Below are 22,620 nucleotides of genomic sequence, written 5' to 3'. Positions count from 1 at the left end.
CACCGGCAATGGTGCACCACTCGGCTCGTCCTACTATCGGTATTGCAGAAAGACGTTGTCGCGCCCGAACTGGTCACGCAATGCCTGAATCAAGTTGTCGGCCGGGTCGATTCGCCAGCCTTCACCGAACTGCAGCAGGGCCCGGGCATCGGCACTGGTGTACTCAAGCGTGATCGGACAGGCGCCGCGATGACGGCCACAGACATCCGCCAGCCAGCGCACTCGATCACCCTTGAGTGCCTCGCCGGCGACTTTGACTCGCAGGCTCTCGGCCAGCCCAGTTCGGGCTTCTTCCAAGCTCATGACTCGCTTGGCTCGCAAGCGCAAGCCTCCTGAAAAATCGTCGTTACTGACTTCACCTTCGACCACTACCAGGGCATCGGTCTGCAACAGCGCCTGAGCACTGTTGAAGGCTTCGGCAAACAGCGAGGCTTCAATCCGTCCCGAACGGTCATCCAGGGTGATGAAGCCCATTTTGTCGCCTTTCTTGTTCTTCATGACCCGCAAGTTGACGATCAAGCCGGCAATGGTCTGCTCGCCCCGCGCGGGGCGCAAATCAATGATGCGCTGACGGGCGAAGCGGCGGACCTCACCCTCATATTCATCGATCGGATGGCCTGTGAGGTATAGCCCCAGCGTGTCCTTCTCGCCTTTCAGACGCTCCTTCAAGGACAGCTCGCGGGCTTTGCGATGGTTGGCATAAACATCGGCTTCGGGCTCAGCGAAGAGTCCACCAAACAGGTCCGCATGGCCGCTGTCGAGGCTGCGTGCCGTCTGCTCCGCGGCCTGGATAGCCTCTTCCATCGCCGAGAGCAGCACCGCCCGGTTGCGATCGATATTGGCTTGGTAGGCTTTTGGTTCGTCCGAAAAGTACGGCCCCAGACGATCCAATGCCCCCCCGCGGATCAACGCTTCGAGGGTGCGTTTGTTGATTCGCTTGAGATCGACACGACTGCAGAAATCGAACAGTTCCTTGAACGGCCCGCCTTCTTTGCGGCATTCGCAGATAGCTTCGACCGGTCCCTCACCGACGCCTTTGATCGCACCCAGGCCGTAAATGATTCGCCCATCGTCACTGACCGTGAACTTGAACTCCGAATTGTTCACGTCCGGGGCATCGATGCGCAGCTTCATGCTGCGGCATTCCTCGATCAGCGTGACCACCTTGTCGGTGTTGTGCATGTCCGCAGACAGCACCGCAGCCATGAAGGGCGATGGATGATGCGCCTTTAGCCAGGCGGTCTGGTAGGAAACAAGCCCATAGGCAGCCGAGTGGGATTTGTTGAAACCGTAGCCGGCGAATTTTTCCACCAGATCGAAGATGTTGCCCGCCAGGTCCGCGTCGATGCCGTTGTTGGCGCAACCCTCGATGAACCCGCCGCGTTGCTTGGCCATTTCCTCAGGCTTCTTCTTGCCCATGGCACGGCGCAGCATGTCCGCCTGGCCGAGGGTGTAGCCACCCATGACCTGAGCGATCTGCATCACCTGTTCCTGGTACAGGATGATGCCGTAGGTAGGCGCCAATACCGGCTTCAGGCCTTCGTACTGGTAATCAGAGTGCGGGTAAGAAATCTCCGCGCGACCATGCTTACGGTTGATGAAGTCGTCCACCATGCCCGACTGCAGCGGGCCAGGACGGAACAGCGCCACCAGAGCAATCAGGTCTTCCAGGCAGTCGGGCTTGAGCTTCTTGATCAGCTCTTTCATGCCGCGCGATTCAAGCTGGAAAACCGCCGTCGTTTCAGCTTTTTGCAGCAACGAGAACGTCGGCTTGTCATTCAGCGGAATGAAGTCGATGTTCAGCGGATCCAGGCCCTTCTTGGCTTGCTCCCGGTTGATCGTCTCCATCGCCCATTTGATGATGGTCAGGGTCCGCAGGCCGAGGAAGTCGAACTTGACCAGGCCGGCGGATTCGACGTCATCCTTGTCGAACTGGGTTACCAGGCTACCGCCCTCATCATCACAGGCGATGGGCGCGAAATCAGTGAGCTTGGTCGGTGCGATCACCACACCACCGGCGTGTTTGCCGGTGCCGCGGGTGATGCCCTCGAGCTTGAGCGCCATGTCCCAGATTTCCCGGGCGTCTTCGTCGACGGCAAGAAAGTCCCGCAGCGGCTCCTCCATCTCGTAGGCTTTTTCGAGGGTCATGCCGACTTCGAAGGGAATCATCTTCGACAGCCGATCAGCGAGCCCATAGGACTTGCCCTGCACCCGCGCCACATCACGCACCACCGCCTTCGCGGCCATGGTGCCAAAGGTAATGATCTGGCTGACGGCGTTACGGCCGTATTTCTCCGCCACGTAATCGATGACCCGATCGCGGCCATCCATACAAAAATCGACGTCGAAGTCGGGCATCGAAACCCGTTCCGGATTGAGGAATCGTTCGAACAGCAGATCATAGGCCAGCGGGTCGAGGTCAGTGATTTTCTGCACATAGGCGACCAGTGATCCCGCACCCGATCCCCGTCCCGGCCCTACCGGAACGCCGTTGTTCTTCGCCCACTGGATGAAGTCCATGACGATCAGGAAGTAGCCCGGGAAGCCCATCTGGATGATGATGTCGAGCTCGAAATTCAGCCGGTCGACATAGACTTGCTTCTTCGCCTCGTAGTCAGGCGTGTCCTTCGGTAGCAACACCTCGAGACGCTCATCGAGGCCGTCGAACGAGACTTTGCGGAAGTACTCGTCCATGGTCATGCCCGCAGGTACCGGGAAATCAGGCAGGAAGTAGGTCCCCAACTGCACTTCGATATTACAGCGCCGAGCAATTTCGACGGTATTCTCCAACGCCTCAGGCAGGTCGCTGAACAGCTCCCACATCTCCTCGGGCGTCTTCAGGTACTGCTGATCAGAATAGTTACGCGGCCGCCGCGAGTCATCGAGCGTACGGCTCTCACCAATGCAGACGCGGGTTTCGTGTGCCTCGAAATCTTCTTGCCTGAGAAAACGAACATCGTTGGTAGCCACTAGCGGTACGTTACAGCGCTGCGCCAACGCGACCGCAGCATGCAAGTGCTCTTCATCGTTCACCCGGCTGGTGCGCTGGACTTCCAGGTAGAACCGCTGGGGGAAGACCGCCTGCCACTCGTCGAGCAACGCCGCGGCTGAGGCTTCTTCGCCGTCGAGCAGCGCGTGGCCAATTTCTCCTTCCTTGGCGCCGGACAACGCGATCAGACCTTCTGCGGCAGCTTTGACCCAGTCGCGCTCGATGATGATCTGATCGTTGCGCTGGCCTTCCGTCCAGCCGCGAGAGACCAGCTCGGTCAGGTTGCGATACCCCCGGCTGTTCATCGCCAGTAACGTCAATCGGCTGAGCGGACCATCCTCCTCGCGACTCGCCAGCCAGATATCGGCGCCACAGATCGGTTTGATTCCGGCGCCCTGCGCCGCCTTGTAGAACTTAACCAGCGAGCACATATTGCTCTGATCCGTGACGGCCACCGCCGGCATGCCAGCGCCTGCCACCGACTTCACCAGCGGCTTAACGCGCACCAGCCCGTCAACCAGAGAATATTCAGTGTGCAGACGAAGATGGACGAAGGAGACGGACATGAACCAACCTTGGACTGGCGAAACGACAAGCCGCGAATTGTACCGGAAAGCCGAAGCCGATTAAGACGGTGTTTGGCCGGTTATGGATCAGCGGAACGTAGGTCTCGATAGGCTGCGAGATGCTCCGGGCGGAAATTCAGCCTAGCAGGCTGGCAGGAACGCCGATCGTTTCGATGATCACACTTCCGCCCAGCGCGTCGCGTTGCTCCAGCAGGTTGCGCACTGGCGCGAAGGATCGGCGATGGATGATGGTCGGACCGAGCCGTTGCAAGGCTTCGAGATGGTTCGGCGTCGGGTAGCCCTTGTGTGCGGAAAGCCCATAGCCTGGATAACACAAGTCCAGCGCGCACATTTCGCGATCTCGGCTGACCTTGGCCAGAATCGATGCAGCGGCAATGGCGGGCACCTGAGCATCACCCTGTATGACGGGTGCGCTCGGCACCGCAAGCTGAGGGCATCGATTGCCGTCGATCAAGGCCAGTCGAGGAGTCACGCTCAGCCCTTCAACCGCCCTCTGCATCGCCAGCATAGTGGCGTGCAGGATGTTCAACTGATCGATTTCATGCACCTCGGCGCGGGCAATACACCAGGCGATCGCTTTCTGGCAGATCTCGTCGAATAGCGCCTCGCGGCGTGCTTCAGTGAGCTTCTTCGAGTCGTTCAGGCCCCTGATCGGTCGCAATGGGTCAAGAATCACTGCCGCGGTCACCACTGGCCCGCACAGCGGCCCACGGCCAACCTCGTCGACGCCTGCAACGAGCTCTTCTACCAGATTGAAATCCAACCCGATCTGCATTAGCGCCTGCGTAACAGTTCGAGCACCGCATCGGCTGCCTGGCTCGAGGCATCGCAGCGCAGCGTACGGTGAATGGCGTCAAAGCCCTCGGTCTGGCTGTCACCGTTATCCAGCAATGGCGACAACAGCTGCGCCATTGCATCGGGAGTCGCGGCATCCTGAAGCAACTCCGGAACAAGAAGACGCTGAGCCAGCAAATTGGGTAAGGCTACGTAGGGGCTCTTCACCAGGCGCTTCAGAACTCGAAACGTCAGCGGCGAAACGCTGTAGGCCACCACCATGGGACGTTTGTACAGCAAGGCTTCGAGCGTCGCGGTGCCGGAAGCAATCAGTACCGCATTGCAGGCGGCCAACGCCTCGTGGGAATGGCCATCGAGCAGTGTCAACGGAAGGTCCCGCCCTATTAGCATCTGCTCCAGTTGAGCACGCCGCTCGGGACTGGCACAGGGCACCACGAAACGGATCCCCGGCCGCATCGAGCGTAGCCTGTCAGCTGCGGCCAGGAAGAGTTCACCAAGACGCCCGACCTCGCCGCCCCGACTGCCGGGCATCAGGGCCACAATCAACCCTTCCTGCGGCAGGCCCAATGTTGTCCGCGCAGCGGCTCGATCAGAGACTAACGGGATGGTGTCAGCCAGAGGGTGGCCCACAAAACGCACCGTCACCTGGTGGGCGTCGTAAAACTTCGCCTCGAAGGGAAACAGCGTAAGCATCAGATCGCAGGCGTCTCGGATTTTCAGCACGCGCTTCTGTCGCCATGCCCAGACCGACGGACTGACGTAATGCACAGTCTTGATCCCCGCACGCCGCAGCTTAAGCGCCAAGTCCAGATTAAAATCCGGCGCATCGATGCCAATGAACACATCGGGGCGCACACCCAGCAACGTCTGGAGCAGACGCTTGCGGCGTCTCAGCAGCTCCGGTAGGCGACCGAGCACCTCCACCAGCCCCATTACAGCCAGGCGCTCTTGCGGGAAATAGGATTCGAGGCCCTGCGCCTCCATTCGGGGCCCGCCTACACCGATGAATTCGACGTTCGCGTGCTGCGCCTTGAGCGCCTGCATCAAACCTGCACCAAGGATGTCGCCGGACGCTTCGCCAGCCACGAGTGCAACGGTTAACGGCCTGGACATATCAGCGCGTGATGCCGCGGTTTGAGGCTTGTACGGAGTCTCGGAAGAGCGCTACTTCTGGGAAGGCCTGGGCATCAGCGGAGAGCACAGCGAGCGCAGCCTCGACTGTCAGCCCCTTGCGATAGACAACTTTGTAGGCGTTGCGCAGCGCCAAAATAGTTTCTTCGGAGAAACCACGGCGACGCATGCCTTCGAAGTTCATACTGCGCGCCTCGGCCGGGTTGCCGAATACCGTCACGAACGCAGGAACGTCCTTGCCTATTGCGGTCCCCATGCCGGAAAAGCTGTACGCACCGATGTGGCAATACTGATGCACCAGCGTGTATCCAGACAGAATCGCCCAGTCACCCACATGCACATGACCGGCCAGCGCCGTGTTGTTGACCAGGATGCAATGATTGGCGATCACACTGTCATGACCGATGTGGGCATAGGCCATGATCAGGTTGTGGTTGCCGAGCGTGGTCTCGCCTCGATCCTGAACAGTGCCGCGGTGAATGGTTACCCCCTCCCGGATCACGTTGTGGTCACCGATCACAAGTCGCGTAGGCTCGCCCTTGTATTTGAGGTCGGGCGTGTCTTCACCCACCGAAGAAAACTGGAAGATTCGATTGTGCCGGCCAATACGGGTCGGCCCTTTAATGACCACGTGAGACGCGATCACTGTTCCCTCGCCTATTTCGACATCCGGACCGATGATCGACCATGGGCCGACCTGAACGTTATCCCCCAGCCGGGCCGCCGGGTCGACGATGGCGCGAGGGTCGACCAAACTCATATCTTCTGTTCCGCACAAATGATTTCGGCCGAGCATACCGGCTTACCATCAACACTGGCGCGGCAATCGAACTTCCAGATTCCGCGCTTGGCGCTGATGAACGACGCCTCGAGGGTCAACTGATCGCCCGGCACGACTGGTTGACGGAAGCGCAGCTTGTCCGAGCCCACGAAGAAGTAAAGCGTGCCATCGGCTGGCTTCGCACCCATCATCTTGAAACCAAGCAGTCCTGCCGCTTGCGCCATCGCTTCAATGATCAATACACCCGGCATGATTGGATGTTGCGGGAAGTGACCATTGAAGAAGGGTTCGTTGATGGTGACGTTCTTGTAGCCACGAATACGCTTGGCGTCCGTGTCGAGCTCCACCACCCGGTCAACCAGTAGAAAGGGGTATCGGTGGGGAAGGTATTCGCGTATCTCGTTGATATCCATCATATGAAGAAAAAGCCCGTAAGGAGAAAGGGAGTCTGCGCAGCCATATGGCTGCGCGACCCGCTGGCAAATGCCTTCTGACAGGAGCGATCAGACGGTGGGGTCAGCCATCAGAAGACGCATCCCCGCGCGGGGTCACGGAGGCCAGGCGTTTTTCTACTTGCTGCAGGCGGCGCGCCATGTCGTCGAGATGACGAATCCGGGCAGCGCTCTTACGCCACTCCGCGGCGGTCTGCATGGCCGTTCCCGAAGAATAGCTTCCCGGTTCGGTGATCGAGCGGGTGACCATGGTCATGCCGGTTATGAACACGTTATCGCAGACTTCGATATGCCCAACCAGCCCGGCGCCGCCAGCGATCATACAGTTGCGACCGATCTTGGTGCTCCCGGAAATGCCGGAACACCCTGCCATGGCAGTGTTATCGCCGATCTGTACGTTGTGCGCGATCATGATCTGGTTGTCCAGCTTGACGCCATTTCCTATAACCGTATCCGATATGGCACCACGGTCGATGGTGGTATTGGCGCCAATCTCGACATCATTACCAATACGCACACCACCTAGCTGAGCAATCTTCTCCCAACTCCCTTGTTCATTGGCGAAGCCGAACCCTTCACCACCGATCACCGCACCGGGCTGAATGACCACGCGATCACCAATGATCACGTCGTGGCAAAGGGTGACTCGAGCCGCGAGTCGCCCCCCCGCGCCGATGCGGCTTCGCGCGCCGATCACGGACTGGGCGCCGATCTCCACATCGGGGCCAACCCAGGCCCCTGCTTCAATTACCACTTGAGCACCGATGCGCGCCGAGGGATCAACCACAGCGCTGGGATCCACTACTGCGGTTGGATGAATACCGGCGGACGCTCGAGGCCGGCTCTCAAACAAATGCGAGATACGTGCATAGGCGAGATAGGGATTGGCGACAACCAAAGCGGTACCCGCATAGCCGTCGGCATCCTCGGCGGTAAGCAGCACGCCTCCAGCCCTCGTCGTGGGCAGAAATTTCCGGTATTGCGCGTTGGCAAGGAAACTCAAATGCTCAGGGCCGGCGTCCTGCAAAGTCGCCAGGCCTGACACTTGCAGCGAGCCATTGCCGCGCAGCTCGGCCCCTAGCCTTGCGACTAGATCACCTAGTGAATAGGCTACTCCGCTCATCAGCGCAGCTGATTCATGCGCTCAATGACCTGGCGGGTGATGTCGTACTGTGGTTTGACATCCACGACCGCGCCGCGCTCCAACACCAGGTCGAAATCGCCCTTCTTGATAACTTCTTCGACAGCCTTGTCTAGCTTTGGCTTGAGCTGCTTGAGCATGTCACGATCGGCGGAGGCCTTAGACTCGTTCAGCTCCTTCGAAAGAAACTGGAAGTCACGAGCCTTCTGCTTGAATTCAAGCTCAAGCCGCTCACGCTCAGCCTGCTGCATCTTGTCGCCGTCTTTACCCAGGCGATCCTGAATGCGTTTGGCGTCGCTCTCCAGTCCTTTGAGCTTCTCCAGCTGCGGGCCGAACTTCTTCTCTGCGTCGACCGAGTAACGCTTGGCTGCGTCCGATTCGAGCAGAGCCATCTGATAATTCATCACCGCTATTTTCATCTCGGCGAATGCGGGGGTCGCCACTAGAGCAGCGGCAATAACAAGCAATTGGGTCAACTTACGCACGGTATATACCACTCTTCAGGAATGCGCTGGAGCAGGGCTCCAGATGGTTAAAAGGTTTGGCCCAGCGAGAACTGGAAGACCTGGGTATCTGCTTCGTCCGGCTTCATTACGGGCATCGCCAGACTGAAACTCAAGGGCCCCATGGCAGTGATCCAGGTCAGACCGACACCGACCGAACTGGCCATATCCCCGATATCGATGTCGCTGCACTTGTCAGAGGTCGACGGACAATTTGTATCGTAGACATTACCAACGTCCCAGAATACCGAAGTCCGCAGCGAACGTTGATCTTTGACGAACGGCATCGGAAACAAGAGCTCCACCCCACCCTGAATTAATACGTTGCCGCCGAATGGAAGTTCGTCCTGATCTGGGTCCTCAATCGTTCCGGGATTCGATCCATCGCTCGGCGTACTACGCGGGCCTAGACTGCTGTCTTCAAAGCCACGAACTGAGTTGAAGCCACCTGCATAATAGTGCTCATAGAACGGCAAGCGGGACGTCGAACCGTATGCATCCCCATAACCCAACTGCGTGTGCAGCCTCATGGTGTAGGTCTTGGTAACCGGCACGAACAGCTGAGCGTTGTAATCGAGCTTATAGAACGACAAATCACTGCCTGGAATGGTGGTTTCCAGGGAAAGGCTTTGCGAATGTCCGCGAGTTGCCAGAACCCCGCGGTTCAACGTCGACTCAGACCAACCAACTGAGGCCTTGAAGTTGAGGTAGCTGTCGCCTTCCTGCTCGATGAAATCGAAAATTTCATCGACCGTGTACCGTCCGCTATCAATCGTGTCCTGTTGCGCGGACAGACCAAACGACAACCGCGAAGTCTCGCTGATCGGGTAGCCAATATTCACACCGCCACCCAGGCTGTCGACCGAGTAGCTAGACACGTCGTAGTCCAGCTCGTCGTAATCGGTGGTTCGATAGAAAGCGTTATAACCTAGGCTAACGCCGTCTTCGGTCCAGTAGGGATCGACGAACCCGAAATTGTAACGCGACTGGTATTCGCTGCGGGTCAAGCCGAGGCTGACACGGTTACCGGTGCCCAGGAAGTTGTTCTGGCTGATCGAGCCGCCGAGAATCAGACCCGCATTTTGCGCAAATCCAATGCTCGCCATGATCGAGCCAGACGGCTGCTCTTCGACACTGTAATTCACGTCGATCTGGTCGTCGGTACCCGGGACCTGGGGCGTTTCTACGTTCACTTCCTTGAAGAAACCCAACCGTTCGAGACGGGTTTTGGATTGATCGATCAAATAAGTCGACGCCCAGCCGCCTTCCATCTGGCGCATCTCGCGGCGCAGAACTTCGTCTTCGGTCTTGGTATTGCCGCGGAAATTGATGCGATTGACATAGGCGCGCTTGCCCGGATCGACGACGAAGGTGATCGAGACAGTATTGTTCTCGTCGTTGGTTTCCGGCACGCCATTGACGTTAGCGAAGGTGTAGCCCTCATTACCCAAGCGACGCGTGATCAGCTCCGAGGTAGTAGTCATGACTTTGCGCGAGAACACCTGACCTTCCTTCGCCAACAGCAAAGATTGCAGCTCTTCTTGCGGCACTTTCAAATCGCCGCTCAGCTTGACGTCGCTGACGGTGTAACGATCACCTTCCGCGATATTCACCGTGATGTAGACGTCTTTCTTGTCCGGCGTAATGGACACCTGAGTAGAGGTGATGTCCATATTGATATAGCCGCGATCCAAGTAATAAGAGCGCAGACGTTCAAGGTCACCAGAAAGCTTCTCCCGCGCATACTTGTCGTCGTTGCGAAAGAACGACAACCAGTTGCTGGTCTTCAGCTCGAACAGATCGGTGAGATCTTCGTCGGGGAATACGGAATTGCCGACAACGTTGATGTGCTTAATCGCCGCAACGGAGCCTTCGTTAATATCTATTTTCAGCGCGACGCGGTTGCGAGGCTGCGGGACGACCTCAGTTTCGATCGTAGCCGAGTAGCGCCCCTGAGCAACATATTGACGCTGCAGCTCGTTGCGCACGCCCTCGAGCGTGGCTCGCTGGAAGATTTCACCTTCTGCCAGGCCCGACTGCTCCAGGCCGGAAAGCAAATCTTCGGTCTTGATTGCCTTGTTGCCGTCGATCTCGATGCCGGAGATTGAAGGGCGCTCGACCACGTTAATTACCAGTACGTCGCCCTCACGGCCGAGCTGGATGTCTTCAAAAAAACCGGTACGAAACAGCGCGCGGGTAGCATCGACCAGGCGGCTGTCGTCAGCTGCCTGGCCGACGTTTAGCGGCAACGCACCAAAGACGCTGCCAGCTGAGACACGCTGAAGGCCGTTGACGCGTATATCGGAAATAGTGAAGGACTCGGCGTGAACTTCGGCAATCATCAGTGCGGAAATTACCGCAGGTAGCAGCAGACGTTTCATGAAGTCCTTTCTTTTCAAACCTGATAATTGAACCTGCGCGTGGCGCGGCGACATCAAGGTATATGGCGATTAAAGGCGGCCAAGGTCGTTGACCAGCGCAAGCAGCATCACCCCAACAACCAGGCTGATACCGATCTGTACTCCCCAGCCCTGGACCCTGTCCGATAAGGGACGTCCACGGACCCACTCGACCAGGTAGAAGAGCAGATGGCCTCCATCCAGGACGGGGATAGGCAATAGATTGAGTACCCCAAGACTTATGCTCAAGTAGGCGAGGAAATTCAGGAAGTCGCCCACGCCCGACTGTGCAGAAGCGCCCGCCACTTTAGCAATGGTTATCGGGCCGCTCAAGTTTTTTACGGAGAGCTCTCCGAAGAGCATTTTCTTAAGTGAATCCAGAGTCAGAACACTCATCGTCCATGTGCGACGAAGCCCTTCCCCAACAGCATCGACAGGACCGTGGCTGACCTGCCGTAGCATTTCAGGCGGCCATTCTCCACCCGCGACGCCGGCACCGAGATAGCCACGACGCTCACCCCCTTCGCCACGTTCAGCCAGTGTCAGGGGGAGCTCGATCTGCTCGCCGTTACGCTCAACCTCCAGCAAAACAGCTTGCCCGCCCAGCGGCCTAACACGGTCAATCACCTCTTGCCATTCGGTTAGCGCCTCGGCGTTAAGGCTGACCAAGCGATCCCCAATCCGCACGCCAGCCGCCTGCGCCGGCCCTTCGGGATCCAGCTGAGCGACAACCGGGGCGATTTCCGGACGCCAGGGACGAATACCCAGTGAGCCGATCGGGTCCGGCTCCTCAGCACCCTTAAGCCAGTCCTTCAGCTCGAGCTGTAACCGCTGCGACTGACCACCATCAACCCCGCTCACCAACATTTCGAGCGAACCGCTCTCACCAAGGCGCCTGATCAATTGCAAATTGACGTCTGCCCATCCTGCAGTTGGCTTGCCGTTGATCTCGACGATTTCCTGCCCGGCCATCAACCCGGCTCGCTCAGCAAGGCTGCCAGCCTCTACCGCACCTACGACCGGGCGTACTTGCTCGGTACCCAGCATCGCCAAGATCCAGAAGAACACCAGGGCAAGCAGAAAGTTGGCCAAAGGCCCGGCCGACACAATGGCGAAGCGCTGCCTAACGGTTTTGCGGTTGAAGGCCTGCCCCAGCAGAGTGGGTGGCACGTCGCCCTCGCGCTCGTCGAGCATTTTGACATAGCCGCCGAGGGGGATCGCAGCGAGAACGAACTCGGTACCCTGGCGGTCATGCCAGCGCAACAGGGGCCGCCCAAAGCCTACCGAAAAACGCAGAACTTTTACGCCGCAACGCCGGGCTACCCAGAAATGCCCGAATTCGTGGAAGGTTACCAGTACACCCAGCGCCACCAGGGTGCCGATGATCATGTACAGCGCGCCCATATATCCTCTGCCTCGAAAGGTCTTTTAGAAGCCTGCGAGCCCGGTTCATACCGGAGCGCTACAGCCAAGTTGGGACTTTTGATCGCTACCGATCGCGACTTTGCAACCAGTGCGAGGCGAGCCTGCGGGCCTGGGCATCGGCAGTCAGCACATCTGCCAGGCAACGAGCCGGAACCGAAGCTTCCAGATCGAGAACATGCTCGATAATACTCGCGATTTCCGTGAAGCGAATGCGACCATTGAGGAAAGCGTCCACGGCTACCTCGTTCGCGGCATTGAGCATCGCGGGCGCCGTTCCGCCGTTCTGCGCGGCCTGCCTGGCAATCCGAAGACAAGGAAACCTGTCCTGGTCGGGAGCCTCGAAATCCAGACGACCTACCTGCAACAGGTCCAACGCCGATACGCCTGAGTCGATTCGTTCCGGCCACGCCAGTGCGTGTGCAATCGGTGTCCGCATATCGGGATTACCCAGTTGCGCCAGGACCGAGCCGTCGACGTAGTCGACCATCGAGTGAATGACGCTCTGCGGGTGAATAACAACTTCTACCTGTTCCGGCCGCGCATCGAACAGCCAGCACGCTTCAATGAGCTCAAGCCCCTTGTTCATCATGCTTGCTGAATCAACGGAGATCTTGCGACCCATGGACCAGTTGGGGTGCGCACAGGCCTGATCTGCAGATACGGCAGACAACTGATCCAGGGGTAGTTGCCGGAACGGACCACCGGACGCGGTAAGCAGAATTCGCCTGACGCCGACATGCCCCAACCCCTGCCCGTAGTTGCCAGGCAAACACTGGAAGATGGCGTTGTGCTCGCTATCGATGGGCAGCAGCACCGCCTCGCTGTCACGCAGCGCCTGCATGAACAACGCGCCAGACATTACCAGAGCCTCCTTGTTCGCCAACAGGACCCGCTTGCTGGCCTGAACGGCGGAGAGCGTCGGCCGTAAGCCCGCAGCACCAACTATCGCCGCCATGACCACGTCGACCTCGGGATGCGCTGCAACTTCGCTCAGGCCACCCTCACCCACGAGCACGCGTGTCTTGACGCCGTCACTGTCGAGCTGCTCCTGCAACACACGAGCCCGGTCACTATTGGCAACCACCGCATAACGCGGCCGATGCAGTCGACACAGCTCGCGCAATTCGGCAATGCGACTGAATGCAGTGAGCGCAAAGGCTTGGTAGCGCTCGGGATGACGCGCAATCACATCCAGCGTGCTCAGGCCGATGGAGCCGGTCGCACCAAGAATCGTTATCTGCAGCGGCCCACTCACCATGCACCCCAGCCGGCCAGCCACAGCAGGACCGTGAACACGGGTACCGCAGCGGTCAAGCTGTCGATACGATCCAGCACACCACCGTGCCCCGGAAGTAGCTGGCTGCTGTCCTTAATACCCGAGCTGCGTTTGAACATGCTTTCGGTCAAATCACCAATAACGGAAATGACCACCACAAGAGCTGCACCTAACAGAGCCAGCGCCAGCTCACGCGCAGACCAAGACTGATAAAGCCCAACAAACAATGTGATTAGCAGGCTGGTAACCAAGCCGCCAATCATCCCCTCCCAACTCTTGCCTGGGCTGACCTGCGGAGCAAGCTTGCGACGGCCAAAGGTCTTGCCAGCCGCATAGGCACCAATGTCAGCTCCCCACACCAGGACCATCACTGCAACGATAAGCCAATTGCCCTGTGGCCACTGCTTGAGCAAAACCAGGCCCTGCCAGGCGGGCAATAGGATCAACAATCCGATAACCAGACTGCCGACAGATCCACCCCAGTGCCGCTGACTTCGGGGATAACTGACCACGAGCGCCGTGGCAGCCAGCCACCAGATCACGCTGAGCGTAAGCAACCAGGACGCCAAGGCGGGTGCCAAATAGAGCCCCACAAGCAGCAGACCGACCGCTATCGCATAAAGAACCCGAACCGACTGAGCCTCAAAGCCCGCCAGACGCGCCCATTCCCATCCCCCAAGCACAACGACTACGCCTATGAACAGCGCAAAAGCGAGACCTTCGAGAAGGAAAAAACCAATCAGTGCGATCGGAAGAAGGATGGCCGCCGTGATGATGCGATGCTTCAGCATTCAGCTCGAACCTCTATTTCTACTTGGTCACCGGTCTTGCCGAAACGTCGTTGGCGCTTGGCGAAATCGGCCAATGCTGTACGCATTGCATCGTGCTTGAAATCGGGCCAGAACAGGTCCGAGAAATACAGTTCGGCATAAGCCAACTGCCATAACAGGAAATTGCTGATGCGTCGCTCACCACCGGTGCGAATACAGAGATCCGGCAGAGGCATGTCGCCCGTTGCCAGATAGCGCTGAAAAAGGGCGGGAGTCACTTCATCTGGATTGAGTCGACCTTCCTGCGCTTCGCGGGCCAACCGTTGTGCGGCCTGGAGAATGTCCCACTGTCCGCCGTAATTGGCAGCGACCTGAAGCACGAAACGACCGGAGCCCGCGGTCATTTCCTCGGCGTCGAGCATCGCCGCCTGCAGCTCCGGGTGAAAGCGTGAACGATCGCCAATGATTCGCAAGCTGATGCCATTATCGTTGAGCTTGCGCGCTTCTCGGCGTAGAGCGCTCAGGAAAAGCTCCATGAGTGCACCGACCTCCTCGGCCGGCCTCTGCCAGTTCTCACTGGAAAAGGCGAACAGCGTCAGCACCTCGACACCCGCCTCGGCGCATACCTCGATAACGGCTCGCACCGCATCGACGCCCGCCTTGTGCCCGGCCACGCCGGGCAAGAGACGCCGCTTCGCCCAGCGATTGTTACCATCCATGATGACTGCGACATGACGGGGTACATTCCGTCCGGCAATCTGCCTGACCTTATCCATGAAACGACTCTACCTGCGCTCAATCACGCTGCGAACAATGGGAGAAACCGCCAATGGCAATTTCCGGGGATACGACTGGTTAGCCCCTCGCGCCACGAACCTTTCGGCCTCGGCGCACTCCGACGTGTGCAGTACGGACGAAGTCCGGTACAGCGACATCAAACAGCCATCAGATCGTTTTCCTTACCTTCAAGCGCCTTGTCGATCTCCGCAACGTACTTGTCGGTCAGCTTTTGAACGTCGTCTTGACCGCGTCGTTCCTCGTCTTCACTGATTTCCTTTTCCTTCACCAGATCCTTGAGCTGGGCAATAGCATCGCGCCGAATGTTGCGCACGGCGACACGAGCGTTTTCAGCCTCTGAGCGTGCCTGCTTGGTGTACCCCTTACGGGTCTCTTCAGTAAGCGCAGGCATCGGTACGCGAATCGTAGTACCGGCAGTGGCAGGGTTTAGGCCCAGATCAGACGTCATGATCGCCTTTTCTACCGCCTGGATCATGCCTCTATCAAAGACAGTAAGGGCCAAAGTGCGCGAGTCTTCTGCCGTGACATTCGCAATCTGGCGCAGAGGTGTATCGCTGCCGTAATACGACACCATAACGCCATCGAGAATGCTCGGATGAGCGCGACCGGTACGAATCTTGGCGAATGCATGCCCCAGCGATTCCAGGGTTTTCTTCATGCGCTCTTGAGCGTCTTGCTTAATCTCATTGATCATTGGTACTGCTCCTCGATCAGGGTTCCTTCAGCGCCGCCAAGCACAATATTGAGCAGGGCACCGGGCTTGTTCATATTGAACACCCGCAGCGGCATGTTGTGGTCGCGACATAGGCAAATGGCAGTCAGGTCCATGACGCCCAGCTTGCGGTCAAGCACATCATCATAGGTAAGCTGCTCGAACTTCTCGGCATTCGGATCCTTGAAGGGGTCGGCCGTATAAACGCCGTCAACCTTGGTAGCCTTGAGCACCACATCGGCATGAATCTCGATGGCACGCAGGCAGGCGGCCGAATCAGTGGTAAAGAACGGATTGCCGGTGCCAGCGGAGAAGATCACTACCTCGCCACCTTTCAGATGACGCATCGCCTTGCGACGGTCGTAATGATCAGTGACGCCAACCATCGAAATCGCCGACATGACCAATGCGGGTATGTTCGAGCGCTCCAAGGCGTCACGCATGGCCAAGGAGTTCATGACCGTAGCGAGCATACCCATGTGGTCGCCAGTCACACGATCCATGCCTGCGGCGGAAAGAGCAGCACCGCGGAAAAGATTGCCGCCGCCAATGACCAGACCAACTTCTACGCCTATGCCGACTAACTGCCCAACCTCCAAGGCCATGCGATCAAGCACCTTGGGATCAATGCCAAAGTCCTCCGACCCCATAAGGGCCTCGCCGCTTAGTTTGAGCAGAATGCGTTTATAGCGAGGATTGCGTGCACTCATCTGCTGAGCCATTGGCGTTGTCTCTCCTGCGGCATTTGTATGACTAGGCTGGCCTGCAGCCGGGAAAAATGTCTGCGCTATGACAGCGCAGTCTCGCATTGGTGCCAAGCGGTGACCGTCGCATTGGCAAAAAACGTTTCCATCCCCCAATCCGACAAAGAGGCCGCGCGCGTGAGCGGGCAGCCTCTTCGAGGACGGCAGAAACGTCTTATTGCTTGGTGGCTGCCACCTGAGCGGCAACTTCAGCAGCGAAATCGACCTCAGCGCGCTCGATGCCCTCACCTACCTCGTAACGAACGAAGGAAACGATTTCGGCACCGGCTTTTTTCGCCAGCTCACCGACCTTGACGTCCGGATCCTTGACGAAGGCCTGCTCGACCAGACTGGCTTCAGCGAGAAACTTGCTGATACGGCCTGCAACCATCTTCTCGACGATTTCGGCAGGCTTGCCTTTGATCTTATCTTCGTTCAGTGCCAGGAAGATCTCTTTTTCCTTCGCAACAGCTTCCTCAGAAACCTGCGATGGATCCAGGAACTGAGGATTGCTAGCGGCGACGTGCATGGCGATTTCCTTCGCCAGCTCGACGCTACCACCTTTCAGCGCCACCAGGACACCAATCCGGTGACCGTGCAGATAAGAGCCCACCAGATCGGCTTCGACAGTGGTCAGACGGCGGATATTGACGTTCTCGCCGCACTTCGCGACCAGCGCCTCACGATCAGCTTCCTGAGCGGCGACCAGCGGAGCGGCATCGGTCATCTTCTCGGCGAACGCTTTCTCGACGCTGTTGCTGACGAAATTCTTGAAGTCGTCCTGCAGGGCCAGGAAGTCGGTCTGCGAGTTGACTTCGATAATCACGGCACGCTTGTTGTCATCCGCGACTTTAACCGCAATGGCGCCTTCAGCAGCAATGTTGCCAGCCTTCTTGGCTGCCTTGATGGCACCAGCAGCACGCATGTCATCAATTGCTTTCTCGATGTCGCCACCAGCGGCGGTGAGCGCCTTTTTGCAATCCATCATGCCTTGGCCAGTGCGCTCGCGCAGTTCTTTAACCAGGGCTGCAGTGATCTCTGCCATGTTCGCAAATCCTCTCGATTCGATTGTCGATCATACCCTCAACTCGGGCGATCAATTCGGAATTGGCAAAAAGGGGGCATAGCCCCCTTTCTGTTCAACGGGTATCAGCTAGGCGACAGATGCGCTCAGCCTTGAGCAGCCTCAGCGGCTGTCTCTTCGACGAACTCGTCAGCACCGCCAGCGTTGTTCTGACGACCACGCAGCACAGCGTCTGCCATGGAGCCCAGATAGAGTTGCACGGCACGAATGGCATCATCGTTACCAGGAATGATGTAGTCGACGCCTTCCGGGCTGCTGTTGGTATCAACGATGCCGATAACCGGAATACCCAGCTTGTTGGCTTCGGAGATCGCAATACGCTCGTGATCGACGTCAACAACGAACATGGCGTCCGGCAGACCGCCCATATCCTTGATACCGCCCAGGCTACGATCCAGCTTCTCAAGATCGCGAGTACGCATCAGCGCCTCTTTCTTGGTCAGCTTCTCGAAGGTGCCGTCCTGAGCCTGGACTTCCAGTTCACGCAGACGCTTGATCGAGGCGCGAATGGTCTTGTAGTTGGTCAGCATGCCGCCCAACCAGCGATGATCTACGTACGGCGAACCACAACGAGCAGCCTCTTCGCGAACGATCTTGCCAGCGGAACGCTTGGTGCCTACGAACAGAATCTTGTTTTTGCCTGCGGCCAGCTTTTCAACGAAACGCAGCGCGTCGTTGAACATCGGCAGGGTTTTCTCAAGATTGATGATATGAATCTTGTTACGCGCGCCAAAGATGTACTTATTCATCTTCGGATTCCAGTAACGGGTCTGGTGGCCGAAGTGCACACCGGCCTTCAGCATATCGCGCATAGTGACTTGAGACATGAGAGTTCCTCAGATAAGTCGGGTTAGGCCTCCACGCGTCCCGATATCCAACTCTTGCGAGCACCCAGGATACCGTGTCGACACGTGTGTGGGGTCAGGCTCGGCAGGTAGTCCCGCAGAGCGGCGCGTTTTATAGCACAAGCCAGCATCAGAGGCTAGCGCGGACTGACGTGGAACCTCGCTAACCCTGGTTTGCCCGAGCCACCAGGGCCGCCTGCAGGTAAACCCTTCTTTGGTTTATCATCTGCCTCTTAATATCTATTTGCCTGCGCCTCTTGGCGCCAAGAGGGTTGCATGACCGTTTCCATCAAGACGCCTGAAGACATCGAGAAAATGCGCATTGCCGGCCGCCTGGCCGCCGAGGTGCTCGAAATGATCGGTGATCACGTCAAGCCGGGCGTCACCACCGAAGAGCTGGACCGCATCTGCCACGAGCACATCGTCAACGTACAACAGGCCATACCCGCCCCGCTCAATTACAAGGGTTATCCCAAATCGATTTGCACATCAATCAATCATGTCGTCTGTCATGGCATTCCCAACGACAAGCCTCTCAAAGACGGTGACATCCTCAATATCGATATCACAGTCATCAAAGATGGTTACCACGGCGATACCAGCCGAATGTTCCTCGTCGGCAAAGCGCCTGAGTGGGCCGAACGGCTCTGCAAGGTAACGCAGGAATGCCTTTATAAAGGTATCGAGGTTGTCCGCCCCGGAGCGCGCCTAGGGGACATCGGCGAGGTGATTCAGAAGCATGCCGAGAAGAACGGCTTCTCCGTCGTCCGCGAGTACTGTGGACATGGCATCGGCAAGGTTTTCCACGAAGAGCCGCAAGTGCTTCACTACGGCCGCGCTGGGACCGGGCTGGAGCTAAAGGAAGGAATGACCTTCACCATAGAGCCAATGATTAACCAGGGCCGGTCGGAAACTCGCCTGCTTGGTGACGGCTGGACAGCCATTACCAAGGACCGCAAGCTATCCGCCCAATGGGAACACACCCTTGTGGTGACCGCCGATGGTTATGAAATTTTTACCCTGCGAAGCGATGACACCATAGCCCGCACATCGCCCTAATTTTGATGCTTTGATGGAGGGCGACGGTATGCCTCAGGTTGATTCCGAATTGTTCGACCGCAGCCAGTTCCAGGCTGAACTGGCACTTAAGGCCAGCCCCATCGCCGCCTTCAAGAAAGTCATACGCAAGGCGCGGGAGGTGCTCGATGCACGCTTCCTCGCCGGCCAGGATATCCGAGGCCTGATCGAAGGCCGCGCCTGGTTCGTAGACCAGATCTTACGAGCCGCCTGGGGTCGCTTCGACTGGAACAGCGAGGCGGAAATAGCGCTGGTAGCCGTCGGTGGCTATGGGCGCGGCGAGCTGCACCCCTATTCCGATATCGACCTGCTGATACTGCTCGATAACAATGACCAAGAAATCTTCCGCGACGCCATCGAGCGGTTTCTGACCCTGCTATGGGACATTGGCTTGGAAGTTGGCCAGAGCGTTCGTTCGGTACAGGAATGCGCCGAGGAGGCACGGGCGGACCTGACCGTCATCACCAACCTCATGGAAAGCCGTACGATTGCCGGCCCCGAGCGCTTGCGTCAGAACATGCTGAAGGTCACCAGCCCTTCGGAAATGTGGCCGAGCAAAGAGTTCTTCCTCGCCAAACGTAACGAGCAGGCCACGCGCCACTCGAAATACAACAATACCGAGTACAACCTGGAGCCAAACGTCAAAGGCTCGCCTGGCGGGCTGCGCGACATCCAGACGATCCTGTGGATAGCGCGGCGCCAGTTCGGCAGCTTGAATCTTAGCGCTATCCTCGATCAGGGATTTCTGACCGAAGGCGAGTACTCGTTGCTGGTGGCCGGACAAGAATTCATCTGGCGGGTCCGTTACGGATTACACATGCTGGCCGGGCGTGCGGAGGATCGACTGCTATTCGACCACCAGCGCAGCCTCGCCGCTCTCCTCGGCTATGAAGACAGCGACGCCAAGCTGGCGATCGAGCGCTTCATGCAGAAGTACTACCGCGTCGTGATGAGCATTTCAGAACTAAGCGATCTGGTAGGGCAGCACTTTGCCGAAGTCATCCTCTGGGAGGGCGACAGCGGCGATGCGGTGCCGCTCAACAGCCGCTTCTTGGTGCGCGATGGCTATCTGGAAGTAACCGATGATTTGGTGTTCAAGCGCAGGCCCTTCGCGATTCTGGAAATCTTCGTATTGCTGGCTCAACACCCTGACATTCAAGGTGTACGAGCGGAGACCATTCGGCTCCTTCGGGACCACCGACACCTCATTGACGACGATTTTCGTAGCGACATCCGCAACACCAGCCTGTTCATCGAGCTGTTCAAATGCAAGGAAGGCATCCACCGCAATCTGCGACGCATGAATCGCTACGGCATTCTCGGACGCTACCTGCCCGAGTTCGGTCATATCGTGGGGCAGATGCAGCATGACCTCTTTCATATCTACACGGTTGACGCCCATACGCTGAATGTTATCAAGTACCTGCGCAAACTGAGCAAACCCGGCGTTGCCGAAAAGTATCCACTGGCCAGCAAACTCGTGGAACGGCTACCCAAGCCGGAGCTCATCTATATCGCAGGGCTCTATCACGATATCGCCAAGGGCCGTGGCGGCGACCACTCGGAGCTGGGCGCGGTGGATGCGCAGGAGTTCTGCGCGCGTCACAAGCTGCCCGCGTGGGACACGCGGCTGGTGGTATGGCTGGTTGAGAACCATCTGGTGATGTCAACGACTGCGCAGCGCAAGGACCTGTCTGACCCACAGGTGATCAATGACTTTGCCCAACAGGTGGGTGACGAAACCCACCTTGATTACCTGTATGTGCTGACCGTTGCAGACATCAACGCAACCAACCCGACCCTCTGGAATTCCTGGCGGGCGAGCCTGCTGCGCCAGCTGTATACCGAAACCAAACGCGCGCTCAAGCGCGGCCTGGAAAACCCGCTGGGGCGCGAGGAGCAGATTCGCCAGACCCAGCGCGCCGCACTCGACAACCTGGTGCGCAACGGGACCGATCCGGACGACGCCGAACAACTATGGTCGCAGCTAGGTGACGACTATTTCATGCGCCACAGCTCGATTGATGTCGCCTGGCACACAGAAGCCATCATCGAGCACCCAAGCGACGGCGGTCCGCTGGTCCTGATCAAGGAAACCACCCAACGTGAATTCGAAGGTGGCACGCAGATCTTCATCTACGCACCGGACCAGCATGACTTCTTCGCCGTTACCGTAGCAGCCATGGACCAGTTGAACCTGAACATTCACGATGCACGCATCATCACTTCGAGCAGCCAGTTCACGCTGGACACCTATATCGTACTGGACGCCGACGGCTCACCCATCGGCAATGACCCCGAGCGCACAGAAGAAATAAGACAAGGACTGATCAACGCGCTGCGTAATCCGGATGACTATCTGACCATCATTCAGAAACGCGTACCGCGGCAGCTCAAGCATTTCGCGTTCCCACCGCAGGTCACCATTCACAACGACATGCAGCGCCCGCAAACGATCATCGAGGTCGTTGCACCGGACCGCCCTGGGCTACTGGCGCGCATTGGCCAGCTGTTTCTGGACTTCGATCTCTCGGTACAGAACGCCAAGATCGCCACGTTGGGCGAGCGTGTAGAGGATGTGTTCTTCGTTACCAATGCAGACAATCAGCCCTTGTCTGACCCGCAGCTGTGCACCCGACTGCAGCAGGCGATGATCAAGCAGCTGAGTCAGGACAACGAGCATCAGCCCTCACCTAGCAGCATCGTCATCTAATCGGCAACGGCATCGCCGCCTCGGCAACGAGGCGGTAGTGAACATCATCTGCGCCGGCAATCAATCCCAGGGCTTGCCGCGGGTTTTGGCAGTGTATGGCAGCCTTTGTTGCATGGCTGCCTTCGCCAGGACATGTGCGCTGACCGGCGCGGTCAAAAACAGAAACAGGGTGATCAGCACTTCATGGAGGCTGAGGCCGTTGCCCTGATTGCTGAAGAAGATCATCGAAGCGATGACGATTCCTCCGACCCCAAGCGTGGTTGCCTTGGTCGGACCGTGCAGCCGTGTAAAGAAATCGGGAAGACGGTACAAACCGATCGCCCCAACCAAGGCGAACGCGCTCCCTACTATTAGAAACACGCTCACCAGCAATTCTATCCAGAATGGCATGCAGCCTCC

The 22,620-nt window shown here is 58.0% G+C and carries 19 protein-coding genes; 2 read left to right on the top strand and 17 right to left on the bottom strand.

The window, feature by feature from the left end; genetic code table 11:
• Positions 1-33: 33 nt before the first annotated feature.
• From dnaE to rpsB, 16 genes are all read right to left on the bottom strand, one after another.
• Positions 34-3,555, bottom strand: coding sequence for a DNA polymerase III subunit alpha (dnaE, locus tag ACIGHL_RS04150; protein ID WP_216706887.1), 3,522 nt, complete (start codon positions 3,553-3,555; stop codon positions 34-36).
• 136 nt (positions 3,556-3,691) lie between these two features.
• Positions 3,692-4,351: a ribonuclease HII gene (gene rnhB, locus ACIGHL_RS04145; protein WP_128119468.1), complete on the bottom strand. Its 660-nt coding sequence runs from the start codon at positions 4,349-4,351 to the stop codon at positions 3,692-3,694.
• Positions 4,351-5,484, bottom strand: coding sequence for a lipid-A-disaccharide synthase (lpxB, locus tag ACIGHL_RS04140; protein WP_128119469.1), 1,134 nt, complete (start codon positions 5,482-5,484; stop codon positions 4,351-4,353). The genes rnhB and lpxB overlap by 1 nt, the downstream gene beginning before the upstream one ends.
• 1 nt (position 5,485) lies before the next feature.
• Positions 5,486-6,262 (bottom strand): acyl-ACP--UDP-N-acetylglucosamine O-acyltransferase, encoded by a 777-nt coding sequence (gene lpxA / locus ACIGHL_RS04135; RefSeq protein WP_128119470.1) that lies wholly within the window; start codon positions 6,260-6,262, stop codon positions 5,486-5,488.
• A complete protein-coding gene (gene fabZ / locus ACIGHL_RS04130) occupies positions 6,259-6,699 on the bottom strand; it encodes a 3-hydroxyacyl-ACP dehydratase FabZ (protein ID WP_019342391.1) in 441 nt (146 codons plus the stop codon). The genes lpxA and fabZ overlap by 4 nt, the downstream gene beginning before the upstream one ends.
• A 100-nt stretch (positions 6,700-6,799) precedes the next feature.
• Positions 6,800-7,861 (bottom strand): UDP-3-O-(3-hydroxymyristoyl)glucosamine N-acyltransferase, encoded by a 1,062-nt coding sequence (lpxD, locus tag ACIGHL_RS04125; RefSeq protein WP_216707283.1) that lies wholly within the window; start codon positions 7,859-7,861, stop codon positions 6,800-6,802.
• Complete coding sequence (locus tag ACIGHL_RS04120; protein WP_128119472.1) at positions 7,858-8,361, bottom strand: OmpH/Skp family outer membrane protein; 504 nt, start codon at positions 8,359-8,361, stop codon at positions 7,858-7,860. The genes lpxD and ACIGHL_RS04120 overlap by 4 nt, the downstream gene beginning before the upstream one ends.
• Positions 8,362-8,408: 47 nt before the next feature.
• Complete coding sequence (gene bamA / locus ACIGHL_RS04115; RefSeq protein ID WP_128119473.1) at positions 8,409-10,760, bottom strand: outer membrane protein assembly factor BamA; 2,352 nt, start codon at positions 10,758-10,760, stop codon at positions 8,409-8,411.
• A gap of 69 nt (positions 10,761-10,829) precedes the next feature.
• Positions 10,830-12,182, bottom strand: a complete 1,353-nt coding sequence (gene rseP / locus ACIGHL_RS04110) for an RIP metalloprotease RseP (protein ID WP_216706888.1) — start codon at positions 12,180-12,182, stop codon at positions 10,830-10,832.
• Positions 12,183-12,267: 85 nt separating this feature from the next.
• Complete coding sequence (gene ispC, locus ACIGHL_RS04105) at positions 12,268-13,461, bottom strand: 1-deoxy-D-xylulose-5-phosphate reductoisomerase (RefSeq protein WP_128119474.1); 1,194 nt, start codon at positions 13,459-13,461, stop codon at positions 12,268-12,270.
• Positions 13,455-14,270, bottom strand: coding sequence for a phosphatidate cytidylyltransferase (locus tag ACIGHL_RS04100; protein WP_128119475.1), 816 nt, complete (start codon positions 14,268-14,270; stop codon positions 13,455-13,457). Before ACIGHL_RS04100 ends, ispC begins: the two co-directional genes overlap by 7 nt.
• Complete coding sequence (uppS, locus tag ACIGHL_RS04095; protein WP_128119476.1) at positions 14,264-15,025, bottom strand: polyprenyl diphosphate synthase; 762 nt, start codon at positions 15,023-15,025, stop codon at positions 14,264-14,266. Before uppS ends, ACIGHL_RS04100 begins: the two co-directional genes overlap by 7 nt.
• A gap of 158 nt (positions 15,026-15,183) precedes the next feature.
• Positions 15,184-15,741, bottom strand: a complete 558-nt coding sequence (gene frr, locus ACIGHL_RS04090) for a ribosome recycling factor (RefSeq protein WP_025240920.1) — start codon at positions 15,739-15,741, stop codon at positions 15,184-15,186.
• Positions 15,738-16,481 (bottom strand): UMP kinase, encoded by a 744-nt coding sequence (gene pyrH / locus ACIGHL_RS04085; RefSeq protein WP_128119477.1) that lies wholly within the window; start codon positions 16,479-16,481, stop codon positions 15,738-15,740. Before pyrH ends, frr begins: the two co-directional genes overlap by 4 nt.
• 196 nt (positions 16,482-16,677) lie before the next feature.
• Positions 16,678-17,547 carry a translation elongation factor Ts gene (gene tsf, locus ACIGHL_RS04080; RefSeq protein ID WP_128119478.1) on the bottom strand — a complete coding sequence of 290 codons (870 nt, stop codon included), beginning with the start codon at positions 17,545-17,547 and terminating at the stop codon, positions 16,678-16,680.
• A gap of 125 nt (positions 17,548-17,672) precedes the next feature.
• Positions 17,673-18,413, bottom strand: coding sequence for a 30S ribosomal protein S2 (gene rpsB / locus ACIGHL_RS04075; protein WP_128119479.1), 741 nt, complete (start codon positions 18,411-18,413; stop codon positions 17,673-17,675).
• A gap of 294 nt (positions 18,414-18,707) precedes the next feature.
• On the opposite strand from rpsB, the gene map reads away from it, so the two are divergent.
• Together map and ACIGHL_RS04065 are read left to right on the top strand one after the other, a co-directional pair.
• Positions 18,708-19,490: a type I methionyl aminopeptidase gene (gene map, locus ACIGHL_RS04070; protein WP_046162042.1), complete on the top strand. Its 783-nt coding sequence runs from the start codon at positions 18,708-18,710 to the stop codon at positions 19,488-19,490.
• Positions 19,491-19,518: 28 nt separating this feature from the next.
• Positions 19,519-22,221, top strand: coding sequence for a [protein-PII] uridylyltransferase (locus ACIGHL_RS04065; protein ID WP_128119480.1), 2,703 nt, complete (start codon positions 19,519-19,521; stop codon positions 22,219-22,221).
• Between the two features lie 60 nt (positions 22,222-22,281).
• Here the strand turns inward: ACIGHL_RS04065 and ACIGHL_RS04060 are convergent, their stop codons facing one another.
• Positions 22,282-22,611, bottom strand: a complete 330-nt coding sequence (locus ACIGHL_RS04060; protein ID WP_128119481.1) for a Na+/H+ antiporter subunit G — start codon at positions 22,609-22,611, stop codon at positions 22,282-22,284.
• Positions 22,612-22,620 lie beyond the last annotated feature (9 nt).

Origin of the sequence: Pseudomonas sp. NPDC077451 (assembly GCF_044543345.1) — a bacterium.
In the GTDB taxonomy this organism is placed as follows: domain Bacteria; phylum Pseudomonadota; class Gammaproteobacteria; order Pseudomonadales; family Pseudomonadaceae; genus Stutzerimonas.
Note: the sequence above shows the minus strand (reverse complement) of the source record. Positions and strands in the feature narration are given on the sequence as shown.